The organism is Trinickia dabaoshanensis (assembly GCF_002879885.1).
Lineage (GTDB): Bacteria > Pseudomonadota > Gammaproteobacteria > Burkholderiales > Burkholderiaceae > Trinickia > Trinickia dabaoshanensis.
This window is the reverse complement of sequence record NZ_PNYA01000016.1, coordinates 52,902-72,242: the sequence shown is the minus strand read 5'-3', so window position 1 is coordinate 72,242 and position 19,341 is coordinate 52,902. Positions and strand designations below refer to the sequence as shown.

The following is a 19,341-nucleotide window of genomic DNA, read 5'->3' as shown; positions in this document are numbered from 1 at the left end:
GCACTGCCAGAGCGGTACTGCATGGGCACATCTGTCCCGAGGGAGGCATATCGAGGGCGCGAACGCCGCGAGCGCGCCGGCTCGACAGCCATGCTGGCGCACGAGCAGGTAGCACGCTGCATTGCGGGGGCTTGCGTAGGAGCACAACGCTATGTGCGATACACGCCTCGAAGCATCACACGACAGGGGCGGAGCCACCCGCACGAAGCCATCCGAGGGAAGGGCAGTGCTGTCGAATTTGCTCGAAGACCCCGGCGACGCTGGTTGTCCACCCATAGCACTGCGCGCCACGTGAAGGAACTCCGTCGGATGCCTTCTCTGTGCTTTGGCGAATCGGGACGGAGATTGTGGGTAGAGTTGTGGGTGGGCTGCATCTGCACGACTGGAATCCATACTGCGCGCGGGTTTCCGGCCGACATTTGTCTAACCCTCTCTCCGCTAAGTCCTCAATATTCCTCTCGACCAGCGACCGCCCCCGATCTCAGTTCGGTCTATTCGCTCCCGGGAAGTCTAACCAACGCGTCGTACAGCGTCAGCGCGGCACCTATACCCAAGCCCACCAAGAAGACCGCTGTGGCCATAGCGGTCGTCCCGCTCGCCAGCGCCACAGATGCGATCGGGACGACTGACAGGATGACGACGTTGTTGAGCGTCTCCGCGGTTGCCAAAACCACACCTTTGTCGCGACCGGAACGTTCGGCCAGTACGGTCGTCGCCGAGGGAGCCCCAGCCCCGAGGGCCATGCCCCACGCCGCCAGGCAGAGGAGTGCGCCGAACATCGGAAGCGGCAGAAGATTGAATGCTGTGACCGAAGCGATTAGGAGGCTCGTCACGGCGATCAGCGAGCGTTCCTCACTTCCGGTCACGTGCCGCAGCTTCCCCGCAGACAGATTGCCGATCCCGAGACCGATGCCGAACGCGGTCGCGCTCATTCCGACATGAGCCACGTCGAGTTGATAGCGCTGGCGCAATACTTCGCCCGACAAGAGGAAAGCGGATACGCCTGTACCGTTCCATAGGCCTTTCGCGAGCAACGGACGCGTCACGTTAGAGTTGCGGAGCCATTTAAAGCCGCGGGTTTGGCGCGTCGCCACAACGGTTGGCCGTTTCGGCATCGTCATAACGCCTACGAGGAATGCGATGATGCATCCGGTCGACGTCAAGAGGAACGGCGCTTGCCAGCCGACCCACTCGGTCAGCATGCCCGCCAGTGCGGGGCCGAGCGCAATGCCGAACGTCATGCCCAGCATGACGGCCCCCATCGCGGACGCGTGGCGCTCGCGCGGTATGACTTCGGAAATCAGGGCGAACGCCGTCGGGATGATGACCGCAGAGGCGAGCCCGCCGAAGATTCGCAGCGCGATCGCGATTCCTAACGTGGGTGCAAACGCGATCCCGACGCCGTCGATCGCAAACGACAGCAACGCGATGAGCAGCATGCGGCTGCGATTGACCCGGTCCGACAGATAACCTAGGAACGGGGCCGCGATGGCATAGGCGAACGCATAGCTTGAGATCAGCCAGGCGATGCTAACCGAGTCCTTGCCGAATGCGACGCTGAGCGGACCCAGCATCGCAGAGAGCATGAACTCGCTCGCGCCAACGAAGAATACCGACGTCGAGAGGACGACCAACAGCGCACGATCGTTGTCGGCACTGGCAATGGCTTCTGATGATGACACGGCTTTTCCTATAAGGATGCGAAGTCGACGGAGTCTGGATTCGGGAGGGAAGATCCGGCGTTGCCGATGGATTGGCACAGGGGAGGAGGGGCGATAGAAGGTCGAGGCGATTCCCGATCCGCTCATCCCGGCTCCACGAGATCACGCGCGTCGAGCTCCGGCGCCGGCACGACTCGGTTGCGTCCTGTCTCCTTCGCGGTGTAAAGCGCCGTGTCGGCCCGCGCCAGGACGTCCGCCAACGCATCGCCACCGCCCACGCATTCCACCCCCGCGCTAAAGGTGCAGCGCACGCCGTCGTTAGGCGATTGTGCGACCGCAAGCCGTAGTTGATTCGTCCAAGCCTGTGCGTCGGCCTTTTTCGCGTTCGCGAACACGATCGCGAACTCCTCCCCACCGAGTCGGCCGAACAAGTCGCACGGCCGTAACCGTGCCGATACCGTCGATGCGATGTGCGTGAGGACTCGATCCCCGGCCGCATGGCCAAAGCTATCGTTGATCGCTTTGAAATTGTCGATGTCCAAAATGGCGACCGCGAGCGGTTTGCCCTCCGCCGACGCTTCGCGAAGCAGCGCGTTCGCCTTCGCCATGAACGCGCGCCGCATCAAGATGCCTGTCAATTCATCGACACTTGCGAGCTGTTCCATTCTTCGGGCGAGCCGATCGTTGGCGAGCATCACCATGCCGGTCGACATGCACGGCAGCGTGACGATCGCGAGCCCGAGAAATACCACGTTCCAGGGCGACGGTTGCACCAGTGCCATCTTCGGCCCGAGACCGAACGCAACCGCGGCGATTCGCGCGACATGGACGAGCGCGCCCAAATAGGCCGCGGCGGCGACGAATCGATAGGGGTAGCGCGCGCCGTCACGGGGCGCGTGACGCAGCGCTAACGTACCCACCGCTATCCGCGCATAAGCGAGGGCGACGGATAAGAGCGTGATCTTTGCATCGATGTTCGGCGATACGCACGTGAAGTACACCAAAGCGACATACACGATGAGAAGCGCCGCCGACTCCATGTGCCGGACGGAGTCCAGACCAAAAAATTGACGCGTGCCCTGCACGAGCAAGAGCACCGCCGCGAACGTAACGAGAGAAGCGCCGGCCGCGACCAACGGCCCCGGCGGAGCAGGGGCGAGCAGCACCCACGCGGAGGCAGCGGCCAATAGCGCGTAGGCCACGCACCAGCGGCCTATTCCCGGCACCGCGGTCCGAAGTAGCGAAGCCAGGATAGCGACGCTCATCAGGCAAGAGACGATGACGATGCATATCAGGGCAAGGGGGCTGAGCATGGGATCGGTCGAGTCACGCAGAGACGGCAAAGCAACGTAAGCGAAGTGGCATGCGACGAATCGAATTCGCAAGCAAACACGCTCGAGGCGGTTTGCATCGCGGCGGCCGAGATGCGCTAATCCTATCTCATACGCGTGACGCCAAAAAAATCGAACCAGCATTGGCATCGGACAGCGGCAGCCGTCCGCGCCGCTCATATCCGCACGACGTCAGGGCGAACCCCTAAAGTCCCGATGATGTGGGGGTCTCGAGCGACTCATCTCGCAGCAGCGAATCGAACCGCTCGCGAAACGCCGCATCCTGCTTTGCGACCAGACTCGCCTCCACCCACAGGCAAAGGCGCTCGTCGTTTCGCAAGTAGTGGTTGAGCACGGAGATAACTGCGCGCAGATTGCACGGCAGAGTGGCGCGCTGCCTTCGCAACGACTCGATCAGCAAGTCGGTTTTGTCGCTGAAGTTGGAATAGAACGCGCCGCGAGTGTAGCCCGCCGCATCGGCAATCTCTTCCAGACTCGTCGAAAGAAACCCTCGTTCGACGAACAGTTCTTGTGCCGCGTCGAGCAGTCGTTCGCGTGTTTGGAGCCTTCGTTCCTCGTGCGTGAGCCGTTTGCGTTTCATGGGGTCGAGAGGATTTCGGTTTGCAAAGCGTTCATCTATGATTTATCGATCGTGGTTGAGCGTTTGGTCAGTCGCGATGTTTGAATCTATACTGCGGGTCTGATCCACATCGGAACCGATATGCCCAAGACCACGAACCGCCCGGCACAAAAGCGCGCTGTCCCGCGAGCGGCTACCGCCCCGGCAGATGCCGCCGAAGCACGCGAGCCGCGCGGCGCCCGCCGCAAGCGAGAGACGCGGGCCCGCTTGCTGGATGCGGCGCTCAAGCTCATGGCCGAAAAAGGCATGGAAGGGGTGGCCATCAACGAGATCACCGAGGCGGCCGACGTCGGGTTCGGGTCGTTTTACAACCACTTCGAATCGAAAGAGGCGATCTACGCCACGCTCGTCGAGTCCGTGTTCGATGAATTTGCCGACTGGCTGGACCGCCTCACCGCCGGTTTGTCGGACCCAGCCGAAGTGATCGCCGTCTCGGTGCGTTACACGTTGATGCGTGCGCATCGCGAGCCCCTGTGGGGCCAGTTCTTGGTGAGAGAGGGCTTTTCCTCGCGCATGCTCGACCGGGGGCTCGGCGCTCGCTTGTTGCGGGATGTTCAAAGCGGTATCGCCGCGAAGCGTTTCGCCGTCGCCGATCCGTTCGTCGCGTTCTTGTCCGTGGGCGGTACCGTGCTTGCCGCGGTGACGGCCGAGCTTGGCTTCGTCGCACCGGGGGCGCCGAATGCGGCCGCGTTGAAGGCAGTGAATTTCAGCGGCGAGCACCTGGCCGAGCGCGTTGCGGCCGCCTTGCTGCAAACCTTGGGTCTCAAGCGAGCGGATGCGGAAAAAGTTGCGATGCGTCCGTTGCCGATCGTCGAATCCGCCGTCGAGGCCGAATGAAAGGCAGGACCGCAAGCCGTTTGGCTCACGGCCCGCACCTCGGCTAAGCGGGCGAGTTCGAATCATCGCGCCAGCCCCATCCGGGCGGCGCTCGAGGCCGAAGCCGCCATGGCGTGTTGTTCGACGTGGGTGGCCGGCGCGGGGCATTGCACCGTCGGCAGCGAAATCGACGAATGGCGTGACGGCACCATGGTCGACTCGGCCGCGGGCGAGGCGAGGGTGCGAACCGTCGCCGCCAGTTGCCGCGCGATGGTCGTCAGCGCGCGCCGATGACCGTCCACCAACGCCTCGTAACCGGCGGCCACCGGCTCGACGACCGTACTGCGGCAGGTCAATCTTGCGCCGGCTTCTCCCGGTGAGCGAACAGTCCAAATCGCATCGACGACCACCCGTGAGCCGGGCCATGACTCGAAACGCTGCACATCGACGGTAACGCGATAAATGGACGCCGCGCCCTTATCCTCAGAAAGGCGCGTGTTTAGGCCGCCCAACTGCTGCGTTGCCGCGATCGACAGTGCCGAGCGTATTTCATCGCTGAGCGGCGACGCCCAGCGTTCGTCCTCGAGCACTTCGACCCGCGTTTCTCCGGCTCTCACGACGAGTTGGTTGCGCGCGACCTGAGCCGGTACGCCGACGGACTCGATGTCGATCACCGCAGCAGGGCTCGAAACACTCGAAATACCCGAAATGCCCGTAGCGGCTGCCGCCGGCGCACTTGGCGTCAGCGTATAGAACCGGCTCGGCGGCGAGGACACGCAGGCGGACAGCGCGAACGCGCTCGCCGTTGCGAGGATTCGAATGACGGCGCCGCGCCTTTGCAATACGCCCGACCTCATTGACGATCTCCTTTCTTACCGAAGACGAGTGCTTCGGGATGGCGTTCCAGGTAGTCCGCCAGCGCGTTCAAGGACTGCAACGTGCGGGTCAGTTCCTGCATCGCGCCGTGTACGTCCGCTTGCATCGGCGAATCCTGACCGAGCGTGGCCTGAGCCGCGTCGAACGTTTTCTGCGCGGAGGCCAGCGTGGATCGGGCTTGCGGAACGACTTCCGTATTGAGCTGACCGAACAGCCGGTTAGCGCTTTCGAGCGTGCCGTTCAAATTCGCACCGATCTTGTCGAATGGCACTTCATTGAGTTTCTTGGCGATACCGGCAATTTGCACTTGCAATTCGTCGAGCGTGTTCGGCACGGTGGGCAGCTCGATGGGTGTGCGGCGCAGATCGACTGTGGCGTGCGCCGCTTGCGGGAACATGTCGAGCGCGACATATAGCTGACCGGTGAGCAAGTTGCCGGTTCGCAACTGGCCGCGTAGTCCGTGCAAGACGAGGTGCTGGATCAGGTCGTTGGCGCCCTGCGTATTGGGCTCGGGCAACATCGCGTTCGAACGGCGGCTGAGCCTGTCGGGATAGAGCGCCATCGTCACTTCCATGCTGAAGCTAAGCGCCTTCTCGTCGTACTCGAGGCCGATCTTCGTCACCTGGCCGAGCGTGATGCCGCGCAGGTCCACCGGTGCGCCGACCGATAGTCCGCGCAGCGACTGATTGAAATGCATGACGACGTAAAGCGGCGTACCGTCGGGTTCTCGCAAGGCGTCGGTTTCATCCGGCGCGAGCCTGAACGTCGCGCCGTCGGGGGCTTGCGCACCCGCATTCGCTCCGGGCGGCGATTCGAAGGCGAGCCCGCCCATCATGACCGTGGCGAGCGACTGCGTGTTGAGCTTGAGGCCGCCGGAGTCGAGACGCAGATCCACGCCGCTCGCGTGCCACCAGCGTGTGTCGGTACCGACGTACTTGTCGTACGGCGCATTGACGAACACGTTGACGATCACGCCCGATCCCTTCGGGTCGAGCGAAAAGCCGACGACCTGGCCGACTTGAATGCGCCGGTAGAAAATGGGCGCTCCGATATCGAGCGAGCCGAGCGAATCGCCGCGCAGCGTATATTGATGCCCTTGCTGATCGGCGGTGACGATCGGAGGATTCTCGAGACCGGTGAAGCTCGTCGCGCGACGGGTAGAGCGGCCGATGTCGGCGCCGATATACGCGCCCGACAGCAACGTGCCGAGACCCGAGACGCCGCTTGCGCCGATGCGCGGGCGCACCACCCAGAATCGCGATCCCTCGGTGGCGAACTTTTCCGCTTCTTTGTCGAGTTGGATCGTGACGCGAACATGCTTGAGATCGTCCGATAGCGCGATCGTGCGAACGGTCCCGATTTCGACGTCTTTGTATTTGACCTTCGTTTTGCCCGCCTCGAGCCCCTCGGCGTTATCGAAGGCAACGGTCACGGTCGGCCCTTCGGCCGTCACGGATTTCACGAGAAGGGCGATACCGATCAGCGCGGAGATCAAGGGTATCAGCCATACCAGAGAAGGAAGCCAGCGGCTGCGAGGCTTGATCTCCGGATGCGGTAAGTCAGGGATGTGCATCGCTGGAAGGAATCGAGTGAAGGTTGACGAAGCGGGGCGATAGGGACGATAGGGGCGATTACGACCGTCCACGCGCGCGCGCCGGCCGGAGGCGGACGTTGTCCCAGATGAGGCGCGGATCGAACGCGTTCGACGCGAGCATGGTCAGGACGACGACCGAACCGAAGGCCAATGCCCCCGGTCCCGCGGTGATCTGCGCGAGCGATCCGAAATGCACGAGGGCCACGGTCAGCGAAACGACGAATACGTCGAGCATCGACCAGCGCCCGATGCGCTCCACCATGCGGTAGAGCTTGGCGCGCTCTAGCGGCTGCCAATCGGAGCCGCGATAGGCGGCGACGGTTTGCAGCGTGAGGATGGCGAGCTTGAGCATCGGCACCATGACGCTGGCGACGAAGACGATCGCCGCCAGCGGCCAGTCTCCCGACCGCCAGAAATAGGCGATGCCGCCGAGGATCGTGTCGTCCTCCGCGCGGCCGAGCGTCGACGTATGCATGATCGGCAACAGGTTCGCGGGGATATAAAGCATCGCGGCCGCAAGCAGAAGCCCGAACGTACGGGTAACGCTTTCGGGGCGGCGCTCATGCAGCGCACAGCCGCATCGCGCACAGCGCCGATCGGACGCTTGGGCGTTGCGCGAGTGGACTAGGCCGCAGCAGTGACAGGCGATGAGTCCGGCGTGCTTGGCGGTGACGCAGGTGGTTGCCGCGGAATCGGCGAGCGCGGCGCCACCCTGAGCGCCTTCGTCCGCTGCACGCCGCTTGCGATACCGTCGGGTCGACCCGGCGCCGGCAACGCCTCGGTTCATGACCTCGTCGCGAATCTCCCAAAGCATGCAGGGGTCGAAGGCGGCGATGACGCAAAACATCAACGTCAAGGCGCCGAACGCGAACAGCGACGTTCCCGGGATGACGCGCGCGAGACTGACCATCTTCACGATCGTGATCAGCACCCCGAGCATGAAAACCTCGGTCATGCCCCACGGGCGCACGAATTGGACGGCGCGCAACACGGCATCGAAGGCGCGCGGCACGCGGCCCGCGCGCAGCGGCAGCAAGAGGTAGAGCAGGGCAGCGAGTTCGAACGACGGGAACAGCATCGTCGTGCAAAACACCAGCGCCGCGACGATATGCATATGACCTTGCCAAAGCGATCGCACGGCTTCGAACAGCGTGGCATGCGACGTGAGGCCCTCGGTTTCGAGCTCAAGCACGGGGAACGCCTGCGCGATCAGGAACGTGATCAGCGCGGCGACCGTCACCGCGCAAACCCGGTCCAATGTGAGCGCGGCGTGGCGCACGCCTTTCATGCTTGCGCCGCAAGACGAGCAGTGCGCGACCAAACCGCGCAGGCGCGGCGGCTTGCGAAACAGCGAGTCGCACTCGTGGCAGGCAATCAAATCTCGATGTTCCATGATCAATCGTGCGACGCCCGTTTGCCGGGTTCGGGCGGCAATTCCCCCATCGCTTGGAAGAGCGCGGCGGTATCGCCAAGCCGCTGACGCTGTGCGCGCACGGCGTCGACCTGTGCCGTCAAATACTGCTGTTCGCTCGCCTGAGCCGCCGATAGAGGCAATGCCCCGAGCCGATAGCGCGCGCTCGTTTCGTCGAACAGCGCATGGGCCGAGCTGGCCTCGCTTTCGGTCGATGCGAGCGTCTGCGCATCGTTATCGAGCGCGGCGAGCGAATCGGCGACGTTCTCGAACGCGGACAGGACCGTCGATTTGTAGTGCAGAACGGCTACCTCATACGCCTCCTTCGTCGCGCGCCGATGCGCCAGCAAGGCACCGCCGTGGAAGATCGGTTGTGCGGCACTTGCCCCGATCGCCCATATGCCGCCTGCGCCGGAGAGCAGGGCCGGCCAACTGAATCCGGCGCGGCCCATCGAGGCTGTCAGCGATAGGCTCGGGAAAAGCTGGGCCGTTGCTTGGCCGACATCTGCCGCGGCGGCTTGCAACGCGGCTTGCGCGGCTTGAACATCCGGGCGCGACCGGAGCAGTTGCGCCGGTACGGCGACGGGTACGTGCTCCGGCAGTGCAAGGCTGGCCAATTCGGGGACGGCGGGTGCGGCGTCGGGCGTTCGGCCGAGGAGCACGGCCAGCGCGTTGAGGGCACTTGTGCGCTGCTGGCGCAGCGGTGGCAGCGTCGCCGCGAGCGCGGCGGCCTGCCGGGCGGATGCGAGTGCCTGCGCATGCGAGACCGAGCCGAGCGCTTGCCGCTGCGCATCGTCGCGCGCTGTATCGCTGGCGAGCGTCGCCAAGCGTTCGGTGAGCGCGATCTGCCGATCGAGCGCCGCGACATTGATGGCGGCGCCGACGATATTCGCGGCGAGCGCGCGCCGCGCCGCTTCGACCTCGTACGCCTGGACGTCGACGCGAGCGGCGCTGGCCTTGTTGCCGTAACGAACGGCGCCGAACAGATCGAAGTTGTACTGCGCCTGCAACTGGCCGGCGAACACGTTGTAGCGTTCGGTGCTTGGGCCGATGCCGGGAACGACGGGCGAATGCACGCGATCGGCCTGTGCGAGCGCATCGATCGACGGCAGGGTAGAAGCGCCGACCTGTGCCCGCAAATCTTCCTGCGCCGCGTTGAGCGATCTGCGTGTGGCGGCGAGCGTCGGGTTGTTGCGCAGCCCCTCTTCGACGAGCGCATCGAGCGCCTCGGAGCGGTACAGCCGCCACCATTGCGGCACGGGCGCCGCGCCGACGTCGAATCGTTGCGCCGTTCCCGCGGCTTCGACGGTACGCTGGGGTTGCGGCTGCGCCCCATAATGCGTGGGCGACGGCATGGCGGGCGGCGCACCGCTCGGGCCCAGCGAGCATGCGCTCGTTGCAAGCGCCGCGAACACGGCGATAACGGATGTCTTAATGGTGAGTTGCATGATCAGATCTCCGCATGCTCGACGACGGACTGTCCGTGCGCGCGCTCGTCGCGTCGAACGCGGAAGGAAGTCGCATAAAGGGCCGGCAGGAAGAACAGGGTGAGCACCGTGGCGATCGTGATGCCGCCCATGAGTGCGGTGGCCATCGGGCCGAAGAAGCCGGAACGAAGGAGCGGGATCAAGGCCAGCACCGCGGCGGCGGCCGTGAGCATGATCGGACGGAAGCGCCTGACTGTCGCGCCCACGATGGCATCGAAACGCGGCTGCCCCGACGCAATGTCTTGCTCGATCTGATCGACGAGAATCACCGAATTGCGCATGATGATGCCGAACATGGCAATCACGCCGAGCATGGCGACGAAGCCGAACGGTTCGCCGAGCAGCAGGAGCGCGGCCACGACGCCGATCAAGCCGAGCGGTGCGGTCAGGACGACGATGAGCGTTCGGGCGAAGCTCTGTAGCTGGATCATGAGTAGCGTCAGCACCGCGATGATGAGGATCGGCATTTCCGCATTGATCGACGTCTGGCCCTTCACGCTTTCCTCGACCGAGCCGCCCACGACGATGCGGTATCCCATCGGCAGTTGGGCGCGAAGCGTTGCGAGTTGCCCGTCGATGTCGTGCGTGACGTCGATACCTTGGGCGTTTGCGCGAACGTCGGCCTGCACCGTGATGGTCGGCTGCCGATCGCGTTCCCAGATCACGCCGTACTCGAGCGAGGTGCGAACGTGGCCGAGCGTGCCGAGCGGCACCGGGCCGCTGGGCGTCGGAACGGCCAGGCTCGTGAGTTGCGCGGGATCGACGCGCTCGTTCTTGGGCGCGCGCAGATCCACATCGATCAGCTTGTCGCGCTCGCGATACTGCGTCACCGTGTACCCCGAGAGCGTCATGGCGAGGAAGTTCGATACGTCCTGCGAGGTCACGCCGAGTTGGCGCGCCCGGTTCTGGTCGATCTGGAACGAGAGGGAGCGCTCTTGCGGCTCATCCCAGTCGAACTGCACGTTGCGTGTGCGTGTGTCGGCACGTACCTTGTCGGCCACCTTCTGCGCGATCTCGTGCACGGTCGCGATGTCGTCGCCGCTCACGCGGAACTGGATCGGATAACCGACGGGCGGCCCGTTCTCGAGTCGCGCCACGCGCGTTCGCACACCGGGGAATTGCTTGTCGAGCGAGGCGTCCAGCCATGACAACAGTTTGTCCCGCTCTTTGACGTCCTTGGCCGTGATGACGAATTGGGCGAAGTTCGGCTGCTGCAACTGCTGGTCGAGCGGCAGATAAAAGCGCGGCGCGCCGGTGCCGACGAAGTCGACGACGCGTTCGATCTCGGGGCGGCCGTGCAGCGTCTGTTCGAGGCGCTGCGCTTCGCGCAAGGTCGCCGCGAACGATGCGCCTTCGGGCAGCCGCATGTCGACGAGCAATTCGGGGCGCTCGGAGTTCGGGAAGAATTGCTTGGGCACGCGCGTGAAGGCCGCCATCGCAACCGCGAACGCAATGGCCGTGACGCCCATCACTAGCCAGCGGCGCTCGATACACCAGGCGACCCAGCCGCCCATGCGGCGATAAAATCCCGTGTTGTAGATATCCTCGTCGTGGCCATGGCCGCCGTGCTCGCCGCCCTTGCGTTCGGGGAGCAGGTGGTAGCCGAGCAGCGGAACGAGCACGACGGCGGCGAACCACGACACGATGAGCGCGATCGCCGATACCTCGAAGATCGAGCGCGTGTACTCACCGGTGCTCGACTTGGCGAGGGCGATCGGCAGGAAGCCCGATACGGTAACGAGCGTACCGGTGAGCATCGGGAACGCCGTGCTCGTGTAGGCGAAAGCCGCCGAGCGCATGCGGCTCCAGCCTTGCTCGAGCTTCACGGCCATCATTTCCACGGCGATGATCGCATCGTCCACGAGCAGCCCCAGCGCCAGCACGAGCGTGCCGAGCGAGACCTTGTTCAGGCCGATGCCGAACAAATACATGCACAGCGACGTGACGGCGAGCACGATTGGGATCGAAATCACGACGACCATGCCCGTGCGCAAACCGAGCGAGACGAGGCTGACCACGAGCACGATCGCGACGGCTTCGGCGACGGCTTCGACGAAATCGTCGACCGAATGCTTGACAGTGTCGGGCATGCTCGAAATCTGGACGAGCTTGAGCCCAGCGGGAAGCCGCGCCTGAAGTTCGGCGCGCTCGCTGTCGAGTGCCTTGCCGAGGCGAATCACGTCGCCGCCCGTTTGCATGGTGACGCCGATCCCGAGCACCGCGTGCCCGTTCGTGCGCATCTGCGTGACGGGCGGGTCGTCATAGCCGCGGTGAATCTTCGCGATGTCCCCGAGGCGGAACGTACGGCGATTGACCGTGATCAGCATGTCCTCGAGGGCTTGCACGCTTTTGAACGCACCGCTCGTGCGCACGAATACGCGGTCGTCGGGCGTGTTGAACGTGCCGACCGGGGCGACGGCGTTTTGCGCATCGATGGCGTGGGCCAACTCGGCGGGCGTAATCGCGAGCTTCGTCAACTGCGTGTTCGAAATTTCGACGAAGACGTGTTGAGCGGGGTCGCCGAAATAGTCGACCTTGGCGACACCGGGTACGCGCAGGAGCACCGTGCGCAGTTGGTCCGCATAGTCGTGCAGCTGCGCGGCCGAGAAGCCGTCGCCTTCGAGCGCATAGATGTTCGTGTAGACGTCGCCGAACTCGTCGTTGAAGAAGGGTCCGACGATTCCCTGCGGCAGCGTCGCCCGGATATCACCCACCTTTTTGCGAACCTGATACCAGGTTTCCGGCACTTCCTTGACGGGAGCCGAGTCCTTCATCGCAAAGAAGATCATCGACTCGCCGGGGCGCGAATAGCTTTTGATGTTGTCGACGTAAGGCGCGGCTTGAAGTTGGCGCGCGATGCGATCGGTGACCTGCTCTTGCACTTCGCGTGCGCTTGCGCCGGGCCAATACGTTTGAATCACCATCGTCCGGAACGTGAACGGCGGATCTTCGGATTGCGACAAATGCGTGTACCCGATGACGCCGAACAGCGTCATCAGACCGATCAAATAAATGACGAGCTGCTGATGACGCAGCGCCCATTCGGAAAGATTGAAGCCGCCCTTGCTTTTAGCTTCGGTCTGCGGAGCGGTGGCGAGCGCGTCGTCGCCGGTTTTTTCACGGTCGACGATGCTCATGATGCGAAGTCCTCGGGGTGCAGCGGGGCGACGGCTTGCACGTGTTCGCCGGCGCTCACGGTATGGACGCCCTGCATCACCACGCGCTCGCCGTCGTGCAGGCCCGCGGCGACTTGAACGGTCCGCTCGCCGTAGGCCGTGACGGTGACGCGGCGCAGCGCGAGCTTGTCGGTGCCGGGCTGCACGACCCAGACGGCGGGCTTGTCGCCATCGTGAAAGAGTGCCGTGGCAGGCAGCTCGAAGGGGGCGGCGCCGTCGTTCGCCTGTGCAATATCGAATCGCACCTGCGCCGTCATGCCGAGCCGTACCTCCGGGCTCGGTGCGATGAGCGTCAGCTTCACGCGCCAAGTGCGGCTTTGCGGATCGGCGCTCGGCGCGACTTCGCGCACCCGCGCATCGAGCGTCTTACCGGGCAACGCCGGCAGCGTGACTTTCGCGATTCGGCCGACGCTCAACGAACTCAGCGCGCTCTCCGGGGCGTCGCAAGCGACGTCGATATCGCCGCTCCAATCAAGGTGATACACGGCCTGCCCTTGCTCGACGTTCTGGCCGGTATCGGCGTCTTCGGACTTGATCACGCCGTCGTGGTCCGCGACCAATGCCGTATAGCGCAGGTGGTCTTCGGCCAATGCCATTTGAGCCAACGCGGAATCGCGTTGCGCGAGGGCCGTCGCGTAGGCGTTTTGCGTTTGTTCCAACTGCGCCGGCGCAATCAGGTTGGCCCGCGCCTGGGCCTGATCCCGGGCGAGCTGCTGCTTTTGATAGGCGAGCTGGTGCTCGGCCGCGTCGAGTTGAGCGCGCGCGTTCGCCGCGTTGTTGCGCAGGTCGGTGGGGTCGAGCAGCGCGAGCACTTGCCCGGCTTTCACGGTATCGCCCAGGTGTACGCGGCGCTCGGCGATTTTGCCACCGACGCGGAACGACAGCACCGTGGAGTAGCGCGCTTCGACCTGGGCCGGCAACGAGGAGACTTCTGGGGAGCCATCGGCATGCACGGCAAGCGCGACGACCGGTTTTACTTCCGGGGCGGCAGGTTCGCGCGTGTGGCAAGCCGCCAGCGCGAGCGTACCGCAGAAAGCGGCCAGGCAAAGGGCCGCCCGGCGGGGCAACGCAGTGGAAGACGGGCGCGAGGACGACCGCGTTTCAAGACCGGGGAGTTTCACGATGTTTCCAAAGCAAGGGTTAGCAAGAGGAAGGGGAGCCGCTCATTCGTCAGGGTTTTTGCTGACGACGATCGATCGATGGTGAGATTAAAGTCGAAGATGATAAGATTGTCAATTATGACTTCTGTATCTTGTGCGATGAGCGATGAAAAAAAGACAACGGCGCGGGCGCGGCCCGCGCCTGCCGGCGAAGAAGCGATCGGACTAGCCGGCGAGACGAGTGCAGGGCAGGCCAAACCGCGAGAGGCTCGCGTTACGCGACGCAAGCGTCAAACACGCGGCCGGCTGATGGAGGCGGCGCTTGTCCTCGTGGCGACGAAAGGTGTCGAACACGTGACCATCAACGAGATCACGGAAGCGGCCGACGTAGGCTTCGGCTCGTTCTACAACCACTTCGAGTCGAAGGACGCTCTTCATGCCGCGCTTTTCGATTGGGTGTTCGAGGCGTTCGGCGCGCAGCTCGATGCTTTGGTGAGCGGCGTGACCGACCCGGCGGAAGTCGTGGCCGTGGGCGTGAGGCATACCTTGATGCGAGCACGACGTGAACCCGTATGGGGGAGCTATCTGATCCGAGAGGGGCTTTCGGAGCGCGCGCTGCGCGATGGTCTGGGCCGGCGTTTGAAGCGCGATAGCGAGGCCGGTATGGCGGCCGGGCGCTTTGCCGTAGCCGATCCCGACATGTGCCATGTGGCGGTGAGCGGTATTGTCTTCGCGGCGATTGCCGCGGAACTGAGTGTGCTCGTCAACGGGAGATCCGTCGGCGAACGACACTCCGCGCGGGAGTTCGGGGACGCGTGCTTCGCCGAGCGCGCCGCGATCGTCGTCTTGCAGGTCTTGGGTTTGGACCGCGAGGAAGCCGGGCGCGTGGCGCGGCTGCCCTTGCCGCCCGGGGCGCGTGTGCCGGATTGACGGGGGCGGCCGCGCTGGAAGTTGAGCGCGATATCCGAGTGGGTATCAGAGGGGAGGCAGATCTCGTCGCACGAACATATGCTCGATTTCGTTAGTTGACAAAAATATCAGGGATGACTTTAATGTCACATACGAGCCGCGCAACGGATCGGACGAACAACCATAGAGACGCCGCCATGAAATTGACCACCGTACAGCCCACGCGCCATCCTCATCCCACGACGAAAGCGTCGGCCTTGGCGTACCTGATCTTCGACCGTCCCGACCTCGAGCGAGCGGAGCGGTTTCTCAACGACTTCGGGCTGCAAACGGTTTTGCGAAACGAAGCGCTGCTGCTTTTGCGCGGCACCGGGCCGGCGCCGTTCTGTTATGTCGTCCGCCACGCGGCGAAGGCTCAGTTCGCCGGCTTCGGATTGCGAGTAGACGACAAGTCGGATTTACGTGCGCTGACCCGGCTTCCCGGCGCCTCGGGGATGGAGTCGTCGGACTGGCCCGGCGGCGGGTATCGCGTCACGCTAACCGACCCCTCGGGTTTTCGCGTCGACGCGGTTTGCGGAGTCGGCGAAGTCGAACCGCTGCCGCATCGAAACGCGCTTCAATTCAATACGGTCGACGCGGCGGTACGAATCAACGAGACGCAGCGGCCGCCGGAACACGCGCCGGACGTCATCAAGCTCGGGCATGTCGTGTTCGAGTTGGCCGATTTCCAAGAAACGTGCGCGTGGTACACGCAGCACTTCGGCTTCATCCCAAGCGACGTGCAGACGCTGCCGGACGGCTCGCCCGCCGTCGCGTTCATGCGGCTGGATCTAGGCGACCGGCCCGCCGACCATCACACGCTCGCGCTGGCGCAGGGCTTCGTTCCGAAGTACAGCCATAGCGCATTCGAATTGATCGATGCGGACGCCGTCGGCATGGGACAGCGTGTTCTACGCGAAAAGGGGTGGACGCACGCCTGGGGGATCGGACGTCATATCCTCGGCAGCCAGATATTCGATTACTGGCAGGACCCGTGGGGCGACAAGCACGAACACTACTGCGACGGCGATCTCTTCACCTCGGCCGTCCCCACGGGCCTGCACCCGGTCAGCCGCGAAGCGATGGCGCAATGGGGGCCCGCGATGCCGCGCAGCTTCACCAAGCCCAAGCTCTCGCCGTCCAGCTTGGCGGCCCTCGTTCGCAATCTGCGGCGTAGTCCCGACCTCACGGTGAGAAAGCTGCTGACGCTCGCCAAGATATTTGCCTGACCCTCCGCTTTCCGAACGATAGAGACTCGAAACCATGTCACTGCATGTTCTGCATTACCAGCACGAAGGCCGCGCTCGATGGGGCGTGGTAAAAAACGGCGCCATCACGCCCATTCCCGGCGAGTTCGCCACGACGGCGGAGTTCATCGCCGCGAATCCGGTCGAGCGTCTGGTCGAGCTCGAAGGTCCGACCATTCCCGAATCGATCGTGCAATGGCTCTCGCCCGTGACGGCGAATCAGCAGTTCATCTGCCAAGGCGCGAACTACCGTCAGCATATGATCGAATCCGGCATGGACCCGGATGTGAAGAAATTCAACATGATCTTCACGAAGGCGACGAGTTGCATCGTCGCCGCGGATTCGCCCGTCGTGAAGCCCTCGCATGTCCGGTTCCTCGATTACGAAATCGAACTGGGTCTCGTGCTCAAGAAGAACATTACGTCGCGCCGCGTGATCGCCGATGCGGATTTACACGAGTACGTCGCGGGAGCGGTCATCGTGAACGATTACTCCGCGCGCGACGTCCAGATCCCGCAGATGCAGTTCTACAAGGGCAAGAGCTACCGCACGTTCGGGCCCATCGGCCCGTATCTTTGCCTGCTGAACAAGGCCGACGTGGCCAAGCTCGGCGACCTCGAACTGACGCTTACCGTCAACGGCGCCGTTCGGCAAAAGGACTCGACGGCCAATCTCGTTTACGGCCCCGCGGAAACCCTGAGCGAGCTTTCCGGCGTTCACGATCTGCACGTCGGGGATCTGCTTTCCACGGGCACGCCGGCGGGCTGCGCGCTGTCCGTTCCGTCGCCGATGAAACAGCGCCTTGCGGCGGCGCTGTCGGAAGAAACCAAATGGAAGATGTTCATGGAGATCCAGGCCGCCAGGACAGAGTATCTGCGCGCGGGCGACACAGTGGAAGCGCGGATCGCGAGCCGTGATGGGTCGATCGATCTTGGCGTGCAACGCAACCAAGTCGTGGATGAAGCATCATGACCGCGCAAGGGATCGCGAACCGGAACGACATCCTGGCGATCGAGGCGCGAGGCATGCCCGAGGACCTGCCTGTCAGCACCTACGAGATGATTTGCCGTGGCGCTGCGATCGATCCATCCGCGCCGGCGCTTTCGTTTTTTATGAGCGCCGACGCTCATCGTCAAGCCGAGTGCTGGACCTACGGCGAATTGGTTCGCGACATCACGCGAACCGCGAACGCTTTCACCCGGCTTGGGCTAACGTCCCAGTCCGTGATCGCATACGTGTTGCCCAACTTGCCGGAGACGCATTTCGTCATTTGGGGTGGTCAAGCCGCGGGCATCACGTGTGCCGTCAATCCCTTGCTCGAAGGCGAATCGATCGCCGAGTTGCTGAATGCGGCCGGCGCCACGGTGCTGGCCACGCTTGCTCCGTTTCCGCAAACGGATCTTTGGCAAAAAATCCAAGCCGTGCTGGATCGCTTGCCCGCGCTCGAACATCTCGTGTTGGTCAATTTGGCCGATCGCGTGCCGGATGAAATCAAGTTCGCCGCGCGCATGTTCGCACGCGGCGAGGTGAGCCGATTGCACGGCGAGGGCGGGCTGCGCGCGGCCGTTCCCGCTGCGATCCAGTTGCACGATTTCGCTAGCTTGATCGAGCGCGAATCGGGTACGGCGCTGCTGAGCGAGCGTCGATTTGCTCGCGACGACGTCTCTTCGCTGTTCAGCACGGGCGGAACGACCGGGCTGCCGAAGATCGCCATGCGCCGGCATGGGAACGAAGTCGCCAACGCATGGAGCACATCGGAATTCTTCGGCGACGGGATGGGCCCGGGAAAGACGATCTTTTGCGGCCTTCCGCTCTTTCACGTCAACGCGGTGATGGCAACCGGGCTGCTGCCTTTCTCGAAGGGCGCCCACGTCGTGCTGGGGACGCCGCAGGGATACCGGGGCGAGGGCGTCGTCACGCGCTTCTGGGAGATCATCGAGGCGCACCGCATCAACTTCTTCAGCGGCGTCCCGACGCTTTACGCTTCGCTGCTCGACGTTCCGATCGACGGCCACGACATCGGCTCGCTCGAATACGGCTTGTGCGGCGCGGCGCCGATGCCCGTCGAAGTGTTTCGCGGTTTCCAGGCGCGCACCGGCATCCGAATTCTCGAAGCCTATGGGCTGACCGAGGGAACGTGCGTGAGCAGTGTGAACCCGCCTCTCGGCGAGCGCCGGGTGGGGTCGATCGGGCTCCGGATTCCGGGGCAAGAGATGAAGGCCGTCGTTCTCGATGGCGGCGGCAGCTATTTGCGTGACTGCGTCACCGACGAGGTCGGCCTGCTCGTGATCTCGGGTCCCAATGTCTTCGCGGGATACGTGCAACCCCATCACAACGAAGGCATCTGGATTGAACAAGGGGACGGGAAACGCTGGTTCAACACGGGCGACTTGGGGCGGTGCGATGCCGACGGGTATTTCTGGCTCACGGGCCGTAAGAAGGACTTGATCATACGGGGCGGCCACAATATCGATCCCGCCACGATCGAGGAGCCGCTACATCGCCACCCGGCCGTGCAGGTTGCCGCGGCGGTCGGACGTCCCGACGCCCACGCTGGAGAATTGCCGATCGCGTACGTCCAGCTCAAGCCGGGAGCGACGGTGTCGGAAGCCGATCTCGCGGAATTCATACGAAGCGAAATCGGCGAGCGGGCTGCGCTGCCCAAGCGCATCCGAATCATCGAGGCGATGCCGTTGACCGGGGTCGGCAAGATATTCAAGCCCGAGCTCAAGCGTCGGGAGACGGTGGACGCAGTGCTTTCCGCGCTAGCCGACTCCGGGATCGACGGGGCATCCGTGCGCGCCGTCCAGGATTCTTTGCGCGGCACCGTGTTGCAGATCGAGCTTCCGAACGGGGCAACGGAGTCGACAGCGGCTTCGGTGCTGGGCCGCTTTCCGTTCGTGTTTTCGATTCTGGCGGCCGGGGAAGCCACACGAGACATGTAGAGACTTCGCGCGGTTCATCCGATCCATCTCTACGAGATGGAAGAACGGTCCAATAAGTTAGGACTACGAACAAAAATCGGATGCACTCGATCACTATTTGAATGATCC

General features: G+C 63.8%; 14 protein-coding genes. 5 read left to right on the top strand and 9 right to left on the bottom strand.

The features are described 5' to 3' along the window. Positions 1-491: 491 nt before the first annotated feature. The 3 genes from C0Z18_RS17935 to C0Z18_RS17925 form a co-directional block, all read right to left on the bottom strand. Complete coding sequence (locus C0Z18_RS17935; protein WP_233217371.1) at positions 492-1,682, bottom strand: MFS transporter; 1,191 nt, start codon at positions 1,680-1,682, stop codon at positions 492-494. A 122-nt stretch (positions 1,683-1,804) separates the two neighbouring features. Then, positions 1,805-2,974, bottom strand: coding sequence for a GGDEF domain-containing protein (locus tag C0Z18_RS17930; RefSeq protein ID WP_102646840.1), 1,170 nt, complete (start codon positions 2,972-2,974; stop codon positions 1,805-1,807). A 223-nt stretch (positions 2,975-3,197) separates the two neighbouring features. Continuing rightward, a complete protein-coding gene (locus C0Z18_RS17925; protein WP_102646772.1) occupies positions 3,198-3,593 on the bottom strand; it encodes a TetR/AcrR family transcriptional regulator in 396 nt (131 codons plus the stop codon). A 120-nt stretch (positions 3,594-3,713) separates the two neighbouring features. Here C0Z18_RS17925 and C0Z18_RS17920 point away from each other — a divergent pair, with 120 nt between their 5' ends. After that, positions 3,714-4,469: a TetR/AcrR family transcriptional regulator gene (locus C0Z18_RS17920; RefSeq protein WP_102646771.1), complete on the top strand. Its 756-nt coding sequence runs from the start codon at positions 3,714-3,716 to the stop codon at positions 4,467-4,469. Positions 4,470-4,531: 62 nt separating this feature from the next. Here C0Z18_RS17920 and C0Z18_RS17915 read toward each other — a convergent pair whose 3' ends face one another. Genes C0Z18_RS17915 through C0Z18_RS17890 form a run of 6 tightly spaced genes read right to left on the bottom strand, consistent with a single transcriptional unit; the run spans position 4,532 to position 14,113 of the window. Beyond that, positions 4,532-5,305, bottom strand: coding sequence for a PqiC family protein (locus tag C0Z18_RS17915; protein WP_102646770.1), 774 nt, complete (start codon positions 5,303-5,305; stop codon positions 4,532-4,534). Continuing rightward, entirely contained in the window at positions 5,302-6,897 is a 1,596-nt protein-coding gene (locus tag C0Z18_RS17910; protein WP_102646769.1) for a PqiB family protein, read from the bottom strand. Before C0Z18_RS17910 ends, C0Z18_RS17915 begins: the two co-directional genes overlap by 4 nt. Positions 6,898-6,955: 58 nt before the next feature. After that, entirely contained in the window at positions 6,956-8,311 is a 1,356-nt protein-coding gene (locus C0Z18_RS17905) for a paraquat-inducible protein A (protein WP_102646768.1), read from the bottom strand. A gap of 2 nt (positions 8,312-8,313) precedes the next feature. Further along, entirely contained in the window at positions 8,314-9,777 is a 1,464-nt protein-coding gene (locus tag C0Z18_RS17900; protein WP_102646767.1) for an efflux transporter outer membrane subunit, read from the bottom strand. A gap of 2 nt (positions 9,778-9,779) precedes the next feature. Further along, on the bottom strand, positions 9,780-12,953 hold the full coding sequence (locus C0Z18_RS17895; RefSeq protein WP_102646766.1) for an efflux RND transporter permease subunit: 3,174 nt from the start codon (positions 12,951-12,953) through the stop codon (positions 9,780-9,782). Beyond that, complete coding sequence (locus C0Z18_RS17890; RefSeq protein ID WP_102646765.1) at positions 12,950-14,113, bottom strand: efflux RND transporter periplasmic adaptor subunit; 1,164 nt, start codon at positions 14,111-14,113, stop codon at positions 12,950-12,952. The genes C0Z18_RS17895 and C0Z18_RS17890 overlap by 4 nt, the downstream gene beginning before the upstream one ends. Positions 14,114-14,251: 138 nt before the next feature. Here C0Z18_RS17890 and C0Z18_RS17885 point away from each other — a divergent pair, with 138 nt between their 5' ends. The 4 genes from C0Z18_RS17885 to C0Z18_RS17870 all read left to right on the top strand — a co-directional run bounded on the left by C0Z18_RS17885 (position 14,252) and on the right by C0Z18_RS17870 (position 19,233). Further along, complete coding sequence (locus C0Z18_RS17885) at positions 14,252-15,022, top strand: TetR/AcrR family transcriptional regulator (RefSeq protein WP_102646764.1); 771 nt, start codon at positions 14,252-14,254, stop codon at positions 15,020-15,022. Between the two features lie 176 nt (positions 15,023-15,198). Beyond that, positions 15,199-16,269 (top strand): VOC family protein, encoded by a 1,071-nt coding sequence (locus C0Z18_RS17880; protein ID WP_102646839.1) that lies wholly within the window; start codon positions 15,199-15,201, stop codon positions 16,267-16,269. 34 nt (positions 16,270-16,303) lie between these two features. Beyond that, positions 16,304-17,260 (top strand): fumarylacetoacetate hydrolase family protein, encoded by a 957-nt coding sequence (locus C0Z18_RS17875; protein WP_102646763.1) that lies wholly within the window; start codon positions 16,304-16,306, stop codon positions 17,258-17,260. Continuing rightward, entirely contained in the window at positions 17,257-19,233 is a 1,977-nt protein-coding gene (locus C0Z18_RS17870) for an acyl-CoA synthetase (protein ID WP_102646762.1), read from the top strand. The genes C0Z18_RS17875 and C0Z18_RS17870 overlap by 4 nt, the downstream gene beginning before the upstream one ends. Positions 19,234-19,341 lie beyond the last annotated feature (108 nt).

Excerpts from the sequence above, each read along its gene's own strand:
- C0Z18_RS17930 (WP_102646840.1), bottom strand. The coding sequence starts at position 2,974 with ATGCTCAGCCCCCTTGCCCTGATATGCATCGTCATCGTCTCTTGCCTG.
- C0Z18_RS17925 (WP_102646772.1), bottom strand. The coding sequence starts at position 3,593 with ATGAAACGCAAACGGCTCACGCACGAGGAACGAAGGCTCCAAACACGC.
- C0Z18_RS17920 (WP_102646771.1), top strand. The coding sequence starts at position 3,714 with ATGCCCAAGACCACGAACCGCCCGGCACAAAAGCGCGCTGTCCCGCGA.
- C0Z18_RS17915 (WP_102646770.1), bottom strand. The coding sequence starts at position 5,305 with ATGAGGTCGGGCGTATTGCAAAGGCGCGGCGCCGTCATTCGAATCCTC.
- C0Z18_RS17910 (WP_102646769.1), bottom strand. The coding sequence starts at position 6,897 with ATGCACATCCCTGACTTACCGCATCCGGAGATCAAGCCTCGCAGCCGC.
- C0Z18_RS17905 (WP_102646768.1), bottom strand. The coding sequence starts at position 8,311 with ATGGAACATCGAGATTTGATTGCCTGCCACGAGTGCGACTCGCTGTTT.
- C0Z18_RS17900 (WP_102646767.1), bottom strand. The coding sequence starts at position 9,777 with ATGCAACTCACCATTAAGACATCCGTTATCGCCGTGTTCGCGGCGCTT.
- C0Z18_RS17895 (WP_102646766.1), bottom strand. The coding sequence starts at position 12,953 with ATGAGCATCGTCGACCGTGAAAAAACCGGCGACGACGCGCTCGCCACC.
- C0Z18_RS17885 (WP_102646764.1), top strand. The coding sequence starts at position 14,252 with ATGAGCGATGAAAAAAAGACAACGGCGCGGGCGCGGCCCGCGCCTGCC.
- C0Z18_RS17880 (WP_102646839.1), top strand. The coding sequence starts at position 15,199 with ATGAAATTGACCACCGTACAGCCCACGCGCCATCCTCATCCCACGACG.
- C0Z18_RS17875 (WP_102646763.1), top strand. The coding sequence starts at position 16,304 with ATGTCACTGCATGTTCTGCATTACCAGCACGAAGGCCGCGCTCGATGG.
- C0Z18_RS17870 (WP_102646762.1), top strand. The coding sequence starts at position 17,257 with ATGACCGCGCAAGGGATCGCGAACCGGAACGACATCCTGGCGATCGAG.